Source organism: Paenibacillus sp. SAFN-054, from assembly GCF_051966755.1.
Classification (GTDB): Bacteria; Bacillota; Bacilli; order Paenibacillales; family Paenibacillaceae; genus Paenibacillus_AQ.
Genome location: NZ_JBQCKS010000001.1, coordinates 2474400 through 2487397, shown reverse-complemented (window position 1 = coordinate 2487397; position 12998 = coordinate 2474400). Strand labels below are relative to the sequence as shown.

At 53.9% G+C, this 12998-nt stretch carries 11 protein-coding genes; all 11 read left to right on the top strand.

All coding sequences use genetic code 11. The annotated features are described in order from the left end of the window. Positions 1-197 precede the first annotated feature (197 nt). Positions 198-2363: a HelD family protein gene (locus tag ACTHPM_RS11305; protein WP_440395261.1), complete on the top strand. Its 2166-nt coding sequence runs from the start codon at positions 198-200 to the stop codon at positions 2361-2363. Positions 2364-2521: 158 nt separating this feature from the next. Beyond that, complete coding sequence (locus ACTHPM_RS11300) at positions 2522-3487, top strand: SDR family NAD(P)-dependent oxidoreductase (protein WP_440395260.1); 966 nt, start codon at positions 2522-2524, stop codon at positions 3485-3487. A 32-nt stretch (positions 3488-3519) separates the two neighbouring features. After that, on the top strand, positions 3520-4116 hold the full coding sequence (locus ACTHPM_RS11295) for a TetR/AcrR family transcriptional regulator (RefSeq protein WP_440395259.1): 597 nt from the start codon (positions 3520-3522) through the stop codon (positions 4114-4116). A gap of 290 nt (positions 4117-4406) precedes the next feature. Next, a complete protein-coding gene (locus ACTHPM_RS11290) occupies positions 4407-4715 on the top strand; it encodes a CD3324 family protein (protein ID WP_440395258.1) in 309 nt (102 codons plus the stop codon). 306 nt (positions 4716-5021) lie between these two features. Then, a complete protein-coding gene (locus ACTHPM_RS11285) occupies positions 5022-6560 on the top strand; it encodes a PucR family transcriptional regulator (RefSeq protein ID WP_440395257.1) in 1539 nt (512 codons plus the stop codon). 200 nt (positions 6561-6760) lie between these two features. Beyond that, on the top strand, positions 6761-7399 hold the full coding sequence (locus ACTHPM_RS11280; RefSeq protein WP_440395256.1) for an aspartate/glutamate racemase family protein: 639 nt from the start codon (positions 6761-6763) through the stop codon (positions 7397-7399). A gap of 78 nt (positions 7400-7477) precedes the next feature. Then, the gene (locus ACTHPM_RS11275; RefSeq protein WP_440395255.1) at positions 7478-9088 is read left to right on the top strand and encodes an OPT/YSL family transporter; all 1611 of its coding nucleotides are present in this window, start codon (positions 7478-7480) and stop codon (positions 9086-9088) included. Positions 9089-9101: 13 nt separating this feature from the next. Continuing rightward, entirely contained in the window at positions 9102-10160 is a 1059-nt protein-coding gene (locus tag ACTHPM_RS11270; protein WP_440395254.1) for a DUF917 domain-containing protein, read from the top strand. Positions 10161-10194: 34 nt separating this feature from the next. Further along, on the top strand, positions 10195-11130 hold the full coding sequence (locus tag ACTHPM_RS11265) for a DUF1177 domain-containing protein (RefSeq protein WP_440395253.1): 936 nt from the start codon (positions 10195-10197) through the stop codon (positions 11128-11130). 123 nt (positions 11131-11253) lie between these two features. Further along, entirely contained in the window at positions 11254-11925 is a 672-nt protein-coding gene (locus ACTHPM_RS11260) for an AroM family protein (protein WP_440395252.1), read from the top strand. 50 nt (positions 11926-11975) lie between these two features. Next, on the top strand, positions 11976-12929 hold the full coding sequence (locus ACTHPM_RS11255) for an aminopeptidase (protein WP_440395251.1): 954 nt from the start codon (positions 11976-11978) through the stop codon (positions 12927-12929). Positions 12930-12998 lie beyond the last annotated feature (69 nt).

Genomic DNA, 12998 nt, shown 5'->3' with positions numbered 1-12998 from the left:
GGGCCTATGGTGAATGCGCCATCAGTGTGATATACTGAAAATCCTTTCTAAGCGGGCTTACGGCTCATGACATAAGCATCAGCTTACCAGGGAATGGACGGTTCGGCGGCGCTTCCCGGTGCACCTTCGGAAGGCGGCACGAACGGTCCACCCGAAGCCTTCTCGGCTGCGGAAATACTTTTAGGAGGTAACTGAAATTGGAGCAGACTTTTCAAAGTGCCTATCAAGAGGAAGAGCGAAGGCTAAATGAAACGATCTCAGAAATTGACAGACAACTGGAGCGGCTGCGCGGTATTGACGTGTACACAGGGCATGACTTTACGGAACAGGTCCTGGAAGCAGGACGCGAGGAGAAAAGACAGTCGCTTGCAAAAAGCCTGACGGCGCCCTATTTCGGACGCCTGGATTTTCAGGAGGATAAAGACCAGGAGCCGAAGCCGCTTTATATCGGGAAAATCGGTGTGGATCACGGCGAGGTCGGAGACCAGCCGATGGTCATCGATTGGCGCGCTCCGATCGCCAGCGTCTTCTATTCCTTCACGGGCGGCGATGACCCGGCAGCGTACGAAGCACCCGAAGGCACGATCGAAGGCCTCGTCTACTTGAAACGGAACCTGGTGATCCGGAAACAGATATTGGAGCGAGTATCCGATACATATGACCGGAGCAGCGACCAACCGGCCGTGTCAGACGAATTTCTGGTGTACCGGCTTGGGGAGAACAAGGATAACAAGCTGCGCGATATCGTATCCACCATACAGGCTGAACAGGATAAAATTATCCGGGCCGCGCGAAACACAGCACTTATTATTCAGGGGGTTGCGGGCAGCGGGAAAACGACGGTAGCCCTTCACCGCCTAGCCTATTTGCTGTATCAGTACAAGGAACAGGTCACGGCCGAGAAAATGATCATTTTCGCGCCGAACCACATGTTCCTCGATTATATTTCCGATGTCCTCCCCGAGCTCGGGGTAGGGGACATTCAGCAGAGCACGTTTGCGGATTGGGCACTGAGGCTGCTTGAGATCGATCTTCCGCTTGCGGACGCATCAGAGACGCTGGATTACTGGTTTGAATCCCCGGGGGGAATGCTGGAAATCAGCGATGACGTTCCCGGGCGCTTTAAGGGCTCGGTGAAGTTCATGGATATGATTCGCGGCTGTCTGGAAGCCATGGAAGGCTCCTCGGTGCCTGAAGCGGATTTCATGCCGTGGGAAGGCGCCGTACTGAAGCGCAGCACCATTCTTCATTGGTTCAATGAGGAATATAAGCCCTACCCGCTGGCCAAGCGCAAGGAACGGGTCATGGCCAGAGTCCACCGCTGGGTCGAAATGGAGCTGAAGAAGTCCCCATCGGCCGCAGCGCTGAAAGAACGGAAGAAAAAGGCGGCGCAGCGCGAAAAATCCTATGCCGCCAAATGGCCGAAATACGAGCCGCTCGTGCTTTACAAGCAGATGTTCAAGGCGCTGAAGCTGCAGGCCGGCTGGCCGGAAGAACTTTTGTCGGCCATCCCCGCAGGCGTGCAGAAATCAACGCAAAAGGATCTGAAAAAGGATGTCATCCGTGAAGAGGATCTGCCGGCGCTGCTGTACATTCATTACCTGCTGAACGATATTTCGGGCGACCAGCGCTTTGACCATATCGTCATCGACGAAGCGCAGGATTTCTCGCCTTTCCAGGTTGCCATTCTCGATCTCTTCGTGAAGGGCCATTCCTTTACGATTCTCGGAGACCTGTCGCAGGGCATTCATGCGTACCGGGGCGTTCATGCCTGGGAAGAGATGAGCTCGTTGTTTGCGGCCGAGCAGACAGCTTACTTTGCCCTCACGCGAAGCTATCGGTCGACGATGGAAATCATTGAGTTCGCGAACCGCATTCTGGAAAAGGGCGTGAACAGCGATTTGCTCGCCGTGCCCGTGTTCCGGAGCGGGAATCCGGTCCGGATGATTCCTTATGAAGCCCCGGAGGAGAAGCGATTGGACGCTCTGCGTCACGGGATGCGAAAGCTTTCTTCCGGCGAATACCGCACGGTTGCCATCTTGACCCGGACGCTCCGCGACGCGCAGGAGATCTATGATCAGCTCCTTCCAGACGTGCCGGAGCTTCATTTGATTGACGGCGGCAAAAAGGCATACGAGGGAGGACTGTCCGTTCTTCCGGTATACCTGTCGAAGGGCCTCGAATTCGATGCGGTGATCGTGGCGGATGCGGATCCGCAGCATTACGGCACATCGGCCTGGGATGCCAAGCTGATGTATGTCGGCTGCACACGCGCGCTGCATGAACTATGGTTGATGCATGACGGTCCGCTGCCGGATTATCTGCAAAATATGCATGAAGATATCGCTGTGACGGGCTGGTAAAAACGGCCAGTCGTTAACAAGAACTGTCTTACTAAAGACAGTTCTTTTTTTATGGATAAAAAATAAATCGTTCGAGCCGTTGACAAAAGGAAAAAAACGGAATATATTACTTTTATAAATGAATGAATTATTCATTCAAAAAATTGGAGGAGTAACCCATGACACATCCACACGGACATATTGCTTCGAAACCTTGGACGATTCAACATAAATATGTACTGATTACCGGAGCAACGAACGGCATCGGGTTGGCAGCGGCACATGCGCTGGCAAGGGACGGTGCGAGACTTGGCCTGGTCGCTCGTAACAAGGACAGAGCCGCTGCGTGTGCTGAGCAGATCCGTCAGGAGAGTGGAAGAAGTGATGCTCAGATCGATATCTTTATTGCCGATATGGGCTCCCTGCATTCGGTTCGAAACGTTGCCGAAGAAATTCTGGCGGCTTGTCCCCGCATCGATGTACTGATCAACAACGCCGGCGCCTTTTATGACCGCAGGTACTGGAGTGAAGAGCATGTTGAAATGACTTGGGCTGTCAACCATTTGGGACCGTTTCTGCTTACGACGCTTTTGTTGGACCGTTTAAAGGAAAATGGCGAGGCACGGGTCATCTTTACGTCTTCCCATGGACATAAAATGGCTAAGGACGGCATCGGGTACGAGGATTTGGATGGAAACCGGCTATACAGCCCCTTCAAGCGGCTTTTGGGCGGCGCCAACCTCCGCTACGGCGAGACGAAGCTCGCCAATCTTTTGTTAACGGTCGAACTGTCGAACCGCTTGCAAGGAACCGGGGTAAGTGCGAACTGTTTTGATCCGGGACTTGTCTCCACTGGCTTTAACATGAATAACGGAAAGCTCGCAAGAATGACGATGGCCTGCATGAGGCCGTTTTCCCGCACGCCGGAGAAGGGTGCCGAGACGCTGGTATGGCTTGCGGAGTCTGCGCTGCTGACCGGCCAAAGCGGGAATTATTACAAAGATATGAAGCTCGGCATCCCATCCAGGGCTGCTCAGGATTCGGGAGGTGCGGCCAGACTGTGGGAAGTGAGCGAACGACAAGTGAACAGCGTTTTTTCCGGATCGCTTGAAGACTTGCAGCCGCAGGCCTACAATGGGAAGTAACAACCAAGTGAGGAATGGAGTTGAAGAGGAGCGTGTCGCCATTAACCGAGCATCAACTGGAGCGGATTCAGGAGGAACGCAAACTGCAAATCAAAGAAGCCGCGCTTAAGGAATTTGCCCTCCATGGCATCGCGGGTACGAAAATGAGCTCCATAGCCGCTGCAGCAGGCATCAGTCAGGGGCTCTCATACCGTTATTTTTCATCCAAAGAGGAGCTGTTCACCGAACTTGTCAAGGAAGCGCTGGAGGAGGCGGATGCTGCGCTCGGAAGCATTCATCATCTGCCGGGCTCCCCGGCGGAACAAATCAGGGAGTTTACCCGTCTGATGCTGGATCCGGACAATCAATCGTCCTTTTTACTGATCCGGCAGGTACAGATTTCAGACGATGTGCCGGAAGAGGCCAAGAGGCTTATCGAGCAGCATTCTCCTGAAAGGACGATCGAGCGGTTGATTCCCGTGTTCATTCAAGGCCAAGAGGCAGGCGATTTCTATGAGGGGGATGCCGGTACGTTGTTGATGTGTTATTTGTCAGTGATTACCGGACTTATGCTTCAGAAAAGCCCCCAAGGCGACGGGTTCTGGTCCGGTCAAGTGGACGTCCTGATGCGATTGATCCAAAAAAAATAGGTAAAGAACGTCTATACTTGTTCTTTCGCTTGAAGCTGAGCTCCAAATATGAGTTAATAAAGGTGTCGGACGGCCGACAACTTTTCGAAAGAAAGGAGCTGATGCAATTTTGATCACAAATTACGAGGTGGTTTCCGCCTAAAGCGGAAATCGCAAAGTGCAGGGAGGCCGGCATAGGCCTCCCTAATTACCTTTTAAAAATACATCATACATAACGAAGGGAGGTAACGATAAAATGTTCAACACTAAAATCGCAGTTCGGAACAATCATCCGAAGGAGGACGTTTATCGTGAATTACAGGAATGGGAGGGATGTGCTTCCCCCTAGTTTGCTGAAGGAGCTTCAAAAGCATATAGAGGGTGAGCTGATCTACATCCCCAAGAAAAGCAATGAACGTGTCGGCTGGGGAGTCAACAGCGGAACGAGACAAATGATCGAGCGCAGAAACGAAGAGATTTACAGCCTTCACCTCAGCGGTCATACCATAGATTTTTTAACGAAAACCTATCATTTATCCGTGGACAGTATCCGGAAAGTCATTTTCAAAAAACGGGCGGAGCATGAAGCTCTGAATCAGAAGGTATCGGCGCAGCGCTAGATCTCTTCGATATAGAGAGCCGCTTCGGCGGTGCATAAGCCACAAGTTCAATTTTATAAGTAATAGCATGAAAGAGAAGCCGTTCAATGGGGAGCGGCTGTTTTTTTTGTGTGAAAATACATCCGGACTTAATCGAAAATGACACTTCCCCCCAGTTATGCGGTCAAGGATGCTGTTAGTGAGGCTGTTCAAGGTGGTATGTTTCCGGTTAAGCGAGTTACAATGAGAGGAGAGCTTTGATGGAAGCGGTCATGGAAGCATCAAGGTACGACACCATGACAATCCAGAACCGTGAGAGGTGAGAGCATGAGTTTGAAAGGTTTTACGGTGAGGGAGATGCTTAAGCTGCCGGTCATGGAGCACGCCGTGCTGATCAGCGGCGAAAAGGGCTTGGACCGGATCGTTCAGTATGTGGATATCTGGGAAGTTCCCGATATCGGCGATTGGCTGCGGGAAGGCGAAATGGTGCTGACGACGGGCTATTCGACGCGCAATAATCCCTCGCTCCTGGCGGAAATGGTTGAACAGCTTGCCAAGGTGAACGGGGCGGGAGTCGCGATTAAACCGGAACGCTTTATTCCTCATATTCCACAGGAAATGATCGATAAAAGCAACCTGTACGACGTCCCGATTATTCAGCTGCCGAGCGGGATGGCATATATCGATATCACCTATAATGTCATGGAGCAAATTTTGAGCAGGCAGGCGGTGCTGCTGAAGCGTTCCGAAGAAGTGAACAAGGCGCTGACAGGGCTTGTCCTGAACAATAAAGGGATTCAGGTCGTTGCGGATAAAGTATCCGAGCTGATCGGCTCGCCGATATGGGTCGTCGGCAAAGGCGGGGAAGTGATTGCCTCGTCTCCTGTAAAATATCCCTATGAGGCATCGAGAAAGCATCGACAGTGGGAGGTCAATGCCGATCAAAGAATATTGGGGAAGTTTGTGGTGGAAAAGCAGGAGCTGGATGAGCTGGACCTGATGCTGATCGAGCAGGCGAGGCTGGTCTTCTCACTGGAGCTCATGAGAAATAAAATAGCAGCGGATACCGAAAGCAGGCTGCGGGGGACATTTTTCGAAGAGCTGATCCTGAACCCGGCCGCCGACGAAAGACTCGCCACATCGAGAGGACTGCAGCTGGGTCTGGCGCCGGATTGGACATGGGAGGTTGCTGTGCTGGAAGCAGACGAGCCTTTTTACAGCGACGAGTCTGAAATTGCCGTTTCGATCGGTGCGCATATTCACGAGGTGTCCGAAGCGAGGAGGATCCGTTCCCATCTGCAGATTTACGGCGGGAAAATCGTCATGTTCCTGCCTACTTCCAAATCCGATATAAATGATGATTCCCCCGCTCGTGATAAGCCGTTCTTGTGGAGCGAAGTTCTGCGCGAGCAGCTCGGTTCATGGGAGTCGGTCCGTGCCGGCATGAGCCGGCCGTGCTCGCTGTATGAAGCCCATCGGGGTTACGGTGAAGCCAGAACGGCGGTATCTATTGGCTCCAAATTGAATCCCGGGCACCCATTGTTCCAGTACAAGGAAGTGGAGATGATTCAGCTGCTGCTGGAGTCCACGGACCCGGTCCGGCTTGGCAAGTTCGTGAAGGAAAGAATCGGCAGCCTCGCCGAGTATGACAAAGAGAACGGAACAAGCTACATGTTTACGCTCTACCATTACTTGGCGACGGGCGGGAGCTTGAACGAGACGTCCAAACGGCTGTATATTCACCGCAACTCGGTCAATTACCGGATGGACCGCATCAAATCGATCTTGGGCATGGACATTGGACAGGCTTTGAACCGATATGAATTGTATCTGTGCACTGCCTATTATTTGTTAAAGCATACCTAAAAAGGAAAGTAGTGTTGTCCTCCCTGGGTGGATAGATGTTCATCTTGTTTTTGATTATGCGCCTCTTTGTGCTGTTGGCACAAGGGGGCGTTTTCAGTTTTGGTGGTTGAGCACATTGTTGTTCAATGGTTTAAAGCATAAAATCAGATTTAATAAAAATTTTGAGCAATCATAGAAAAGGGATGAAAGGGTGGTCGGCAATGATAGGATTAATTCGCGTATATACCGCAAAGGATAGTGCAGTAATTCAATCGCATGGAAATATCATCCACGGACGGTTTGGTGTCCCCGTAAGGAGCGAGTGCATTCCTGATCAACCGCTTGGCATTTACGACCACGAATCGGAACAGAAGGCTCTTCCGAAAATCGTGGAGCTTGGCCTTGAAATGGAGAAAGAAGGCTGCCGGCTGTTAATCGTCAGCTGTGCTGCGGACCCAGGAGTCAAGGAGCTTCGTAAAAAGGTGAAAGTTCCGGTTATCGGAGGGGGAAGCGCTGCGGCGCTTGTGGCGCGTTCACTTGGCGAACCTGTGGGGCTCATGGGCATAACCGAAGGAGTTCCGCCCGTGATGAGCAGCCTGCTTGAAGGTCTTATTGCAGGCTATATCCGTCCGGAAGGAGTCCACAATACGACCGACCTATTGACGGACGAGGGACGCATAGCGGCTTTGGAAGCTGCGCGCATGCTCATGAGCCAAGGAGCAAAGGCAATTGTATTCGCTTGCACAGGATTCTCGACGATCGCATTTGCGGACGTGATCCGCCAAGAGCTTCACATCCCGGTCATTGACCCCGTCGACGCGGAAGGATTGCTGGCTTCGAACTATTATAAACAAATGTGAAGAGGCAAAAATCGCCCTAATGGAGTTCTCCTTGGGGATGCACGGGTGATCAACTTAGACAAAATTGGAGGCATATGGATGAGCGAAAACAAAACGGAAGTCGAACACGCAGGCAAAAAAGAAACGCATCCCAGCATATTTGAACCTTTCGGCCTGATTCTCAACATCGTTACGGGCGTACTTGGCGCCATTGTCGGCATTCAGATCGTCACGACGCTCGGCGTGACGCCGAATACGGCCATAATCGGTGCGCTTGTCGCTATGCTGATTGCAAGAATACCGGTGGCCGCGTTTAAAAAGTATAAATCGGTGCACCGCCAAAATCTGGTGCAAACCTCCATCTCCTCAGCGACGTTCGGGGCAGCGAATAGTTTGTTTATCCCGATCGGGATTCCATTTGTCCTTGGCGAGACCAAGCTCATTATCCCGATGCTGATCGGGGCCGCACTCGCGATGTTCGTGGACTCGGCGCTGTTGTATAAATTGTTCGATTCGAAGCTCTTTCCGGCATCGGGTACCTGGGCGCCCGGCGTAGCAACCGCGGAATCCATCATCGCCGGGGATAAAGGCGGCAAACGCGCAGGCCTGCTCGGCGTCGGTACCGTGATCGGCCTCATCGGCTCGTATTTTCACATTTCCATGTCCGCTTTCGGCGTAGCCTTCATCGGCAACATCTGGGCACTGGGCATGTTCGGCATCGGTCTTCTGATCCGTCAATATTCCATTCCCTGGTTCGATATCGATGTTGACAAGCTGTATATCGCGCACGGCGTGATGATCGGCGCTGGCATCGTGGCGCTGGTACAGGCCGCGTTCCTGATCCTGAAACGTCCCAAAAAAGAAGAGCGTGAAGCCGACGCGAGCACATATTCGCGTACGGAAGGCGAGGCTAAACGCGCGCTCGGCTTGGGCTTCGCAGCTTATCTTGTCATCGCGCTGATCATTGCGCTGATCGGCGGCCTGGTAACGAAAATGTCCTTCGGCATGCTGATCGGGTTCCTCTTCTTCGCAGCCTTTGCCGCTTTCGTGCACGAGCTCATCGTCGGCATCGCGGCGATGCACTCGGGCTGGTTTCCGGCTTTTGCGGTCGCCTTCATTACGCTGCTGTTTGGCATGATGATCGGTTTTCCGACGGTAGCGCTCGCCATGCTGGCCGGCTTCAGCGCAGCTACGGGGCCGGCGTTCGCGGATATGGGCTATGACCTGAAGACAGGCTACATTCTCCGCGGCAACGGCGAGGATCCGGAGTTTGAGCGCCGCGGACGCAAGCATCAGTACATGACGGGCATGATCGCTTTCGGCGTCGCAGTTATCGTCGTCGCATTGACATACCGCACCTATTTCGCGCAGAACATGGTTCCGCCAATCGATACGGTCTACGTATCGACCATTCAGGCGGGTGCCTCCCCGGACGTTGCGATGAAGCTTCTCATCTGGGCCATACCCGGCGCGATCCTGCAGTGGATCGGCGGCGCAAAGCGCCAGATCGGCGTCATGTTCGCAACGGGTCTTCTGATCCTGACGCCGAATGCCTGCTGGGCGGTGCTCGCCGGCCTGCTGATCCGAATCGTGGTGCTCAAGGTCAAGGGCAAGGAAGCCGAGACGCCGATGAGCATTCTGGCTGCAGGCTTTATCGCAGGCGATGCGCTGTACAGCTTCTTTAACTCGATCTTCAGAATCAGAAAGTAGGTGCATGATCGTTATGGCAACAATCAAACTGGACGAACAGATGATGGAGAGCGCCGTCTTTGGCGGCGCCGTGCTCGGCGGCGGAGGCGGAGGCTGGATTGAAGAAGGCCTCCAGATCGGCCGGCTGGCGCTTGAGCTCGGACAGCCCGAGCTGCATGCCATGGATGGATTCTCGGATGACGATACGTTTGTAACGGTGTCGCTTGTCGGCGCTCCCGGCGCAAAGGATAAATTCTTGAAGCCGATTCATTATGCAAGATCCCTTGACATGCTTGCCCACGGACTGCAGAAACCGATTTCCGCAATCCATACCAACGAAAATGGCGCGGGAACAACGGTGAACGGCTGGCTCCAGTCGGTGATGACCGGCATTCCTCTCATTGATTTTGCCTGCAACGGCAGAGCTCACCCGACAGGCACCATGGGTGCCATGAATCTGACCGAGGTCAGCGATTACGTCTCTCACCAAACGGCGGTCGGGGGGAAGGATGAGAACTATCTTGAGTTCAGCATTTCCGGTTCTCTCGGCAAGGCGGCTTCTCTGATCCGCAATGCGTCTGTCGAAGCCGGCGGACTGGTCGCCGTCGCAAGAAATCCGGTCACGGCGGCGTATGCCAAACAAAACGGCGCACCCGGTGCAATCACGCAGGCGATTGAAGTCGGCGAAGCACTGCTCGGAGCCAAAGGCGAGGCGGCCATTGCCGCCGTCGTATCCAAGCTTGGAGGCAAGGTGGTCGGAAGCGGCGAGGTCACGGATTTTAAGATCGAAACGACAGGCGGCTTCGATGTTGGCAGCGTCACGGTCGACGGCTTCGAGATGACATTCTGGAACGAATACATGACGCTTGAAAAGGGCGGAGAGCGCTATGCGACCTTCCCGGATCTGATCATGACGCTGGATGCCAAGACGGCCAGACCGGTCGTGACGGCAGCGCTGGAGAAAGGGCAGCAGCTTACGGTCATCGTCGTGCCCAAGGCGAAGCTGCTGCTCAGCAGCACGATGAATAACAAGAAGCTTCTGCAGCCTGTCGAAGACGTAATTAAGAAGCCGGTAATCCATTATATTTTCTAATTACGAATTGAACGAACACGGAGGGATCGGACACATGACACTGAAACAGACTCTAATGGCGCTTGAGGCGCTCGATGACTCGAAAGCAAGCGGCCGGCAGGTAAAGGAGCTTTTTGCCGGATTTCCGGAGGTATCGGTTGAGGTTCAAAAGGTAGCCGGGGAGAAGGGCAGTACCGATTTCATCAAAATCACGATTCCGGGCGCGGATGGCAAGTCCGGCGGCGGAAGCGCCCCGACGTTCGGCATAGTCGGCCGACTTGGGGGCATCGGAGCCCGTCCAAGCCGAATCGGACTCGTGTCTGACGCCGACGGCGCTGTGGCGGCCGTAGCCTCGGCGCTTAAGCTGGCCGAAATGCGTACGAAGGGTGACTGCCTGCCGGGCGACGTGATCGTCACGACGCATATTTGTCCCGACGCGCCGACCCGTCCGCATGAACCGGTCGACTTCATGGATTCGCCGGTCGATATCGGCGCCATGAATGCCCACGAGGTGCTGCCTGAAATGGAAGCCGTGCTCTCCATCGATACGACCAAAGGCAACCGCGTGATCAATCATAAAGGATTTGCGATTTCCCCTACCGTCAAGGAGGGCTACATTTTGCGTGTCAGCGAGGACCTGCTGCGGATCATGGAAATGACGACGGGACTTCTGCCGGTGACTTTTCCGGTATCTATGCAGGACATTACGCCATACGGGAATGATTTGTACCATATCAATTCGATTCTGCAGCCTGCGGTCGCAACAGATGCGCCGGTGGTTGGCGTAGCGATCACGACGCAATCCATCGTTCCGGGCTGCGGCACGGGTGCGAGCCACGAAGTCGACATTGCGGCAGCCGTCCGCTTCGCGGTGGAAACGGCCAAAGAATTCACGGGCGGAATTTGCGCTTTTTATGACGAGGCGGAATTCGATCTGATCCATAAGCTGTATGGTTCCATGAAAACGCTGCAGACTGCCGGCAAAGCCTAAAATAGGATATGAAGGGGGAAGAGAGCTGCGCAAGCTCTCTTCCCTTTTTGGCAGCAGACGGTAAGCGGGAGAGATGGCAATAAGCGCATTTTGCAGGTAAGCATGCGGAGGGAGGAAACGAAAGTGACGAAACTCGGAGCCATTACGATCGGCCAAGCGCCGCGCAAGGACGTAACGCCGATTCTGGAGGATCATTTGCCGCCACGAGTGGAGCTTGTTCAGGCAGGTGTGCTGGACGGGCTAACGAAGGAATACATTAACGCTCATCTGCGGCCGGACGGGGAAGACTACACGCTGACCTCCCGGCTGACGGACGGAAGTTCCGTCGTGATGGGGAGAAGTAAAATACAACCGCTTCTACAGAAAAAAATATACGACATGGAGATCGCAGGCATCCCCAATATCCTGCTGTTGTGTACAGGCGTATTTCCGGGCCTGCATGCGAGACAGTCGCATATGATCGAGCCCGATCATATCATTCCTCCAGTCGTCAGAGCGATGGTCAGGGAACGAAGGCTCGGCGTGATCGTTCCGCTCGAGGAGCAACAGGCAAGCCTGAAGCCGAAATACGAGCTTCACGGGCTTTATCCGGAATTTGCCGTGGCTTCGCCCTATATTCTCGATCAGAGTAGCTTCCAGGCGGCCGCAGACGAGCTGAAGGATAAGGTTGACCTTATTCTGCTGGACTGCATGGGATATACGGAGAAAGCACGGGAGCTGGTGTCCGGAGCGGCAGGCTTGCCCGTTATTCTGTCTAATGCGATAATGGCTAAAATCGTATCCGAGATGATATAGGCGGTATGCTGGGATATTTTATATAAGAATGAAAGGATGCTGACCATAGCATGAATGAAAAAATCGTGGAAATAAGCATGAATACGCTGGCGGACTGCCTTGGACTACAAGCGGGGGAGACGTTCCTCGTCGTATCTGACGATACGCGCAAGGAACTTGCCGAGTCTCTTTATGAAGCGGGCAAACGTCTTGGTACGGAAGCGATGCTGATGCTGATGAAGGAGCGGAGCAAGTCCGGCGAGGAACCGCCTGCCGCCGTTTCGGCGGCCATGGCCAGCGCCCAAGCTGTCGTATGCATCACGAAGCATTCGCTTACCCATACGCAGGCCCGCAAACTGGCGGCAGCTGCGGGAGCACGTGTTGCGACAATGCCGGGGATCACAGAGGATATGTTCCTCGAAGGAGCTATCGCAGCCGATTATATGGAGGTCAAAGCGCTTACGGAGAAGGTGACGGAGCTGCTGACCGAAAGCCGAAAGGTACGGATTGAAAAGGACGGCCGCTCGCTTGAGTTTTCCATCGACGGCCGCGACGGCGTACCGAGCACAGGCATGTATACGGAGCCGGGACAATCGGGTAACTTGCCTTCGGGCGAAGCCTACATCGCACCGATCGAGGGCTCTGCATCAGGCCAGATCGTCGTGGACGGCTCGATCGCAGGCATAGGCAAGCTTGCCGGTCCCATCGTACTGAGCGTCGAAAAGGGACGGCTTGTTGCTGCAGAAGGCGGCGGGGAGGGAACAAAACTCCTGGAGCTGCTGGGTGACGGCGATGGCCGGCTGCTTGGTGAGTTCGGCATCGGCACGAACGAAAAGGCTAGAATCACGGGTGTGGTCCTGGAAGATGAGAAGGTATATGGCACGATCCATGTGGCTTTTGGCAGCAACAACACGTTCGGCGGCACGGTTGCGGCAGGCGTCCACCTGGACTGCGTCGTCGGCAAGCCCGATGTCTATCTCGACGATCGGCTGATAATGCAAAACGGGGAGCTGCTGGACAAGTAAGCATCCCAGGGGAACGTTATGTAAGGAAGTTTATTGAGCAGAGCATCGTCCGTTCGTTTCTGTTCGAAG

What these genes read in the sequence shown, in the direction of transcription:
- ACTHPM_RS11300 (WP_440395260.1), top strand. Translation starts at nt 2,522, where the DNA reads ATGACACATCCACACGGACATATTGCTTCGAAACCTTGGACGATTCAA.
- ACTHPM_RS11285 (WP_440395257.1), top strand. Translation starts at nt 5,022, where the DNA reads ATGAGTTTGAAAGGTTTTACGGTGAGGGAGATGCTTAAGCTGCCGGTC.
- ACTHPM_RS11280 (WP_440395256.1), top strand. Translation starts at nt 6,761, where the DNA reads ATGATAGGATTAATTCGCGTATATACCGCAAAGGATAGTGCAGTAATT.
- ACTHPM_RS11275 (WP_440395255.1), top strand. Translation starts at nt 7,478, where the DNA reads ATGAGCGAAAACAAAACGGAAGTCGAACACGCAGGCAAAAAAGAAACG.
- ACTHPM_RS11270 (WP_440395254.1), top strand. Translation starts at nt 9,102, where the DNA reads ATGGCAACAATCAAACTGGACGAACAGATGATGGAGAGCGCCGTCTTT.
- ACTHPM_RS11265 (WP_440395253.1), top strand. Translation starts at nt 10,195, where the DNA reads ATGACACTGAAACAGACTCTAATGGCGCTTGAGGCGCTCGATGACTCG.
- ACTHPM_RS11255 (WP_440395251.1), top strand. Translation starts at nt 11,976, where the DNA reads ATGAATGAAAAAATCGTGGAAATAAGCATGAATACGCTGGCGGACTGC.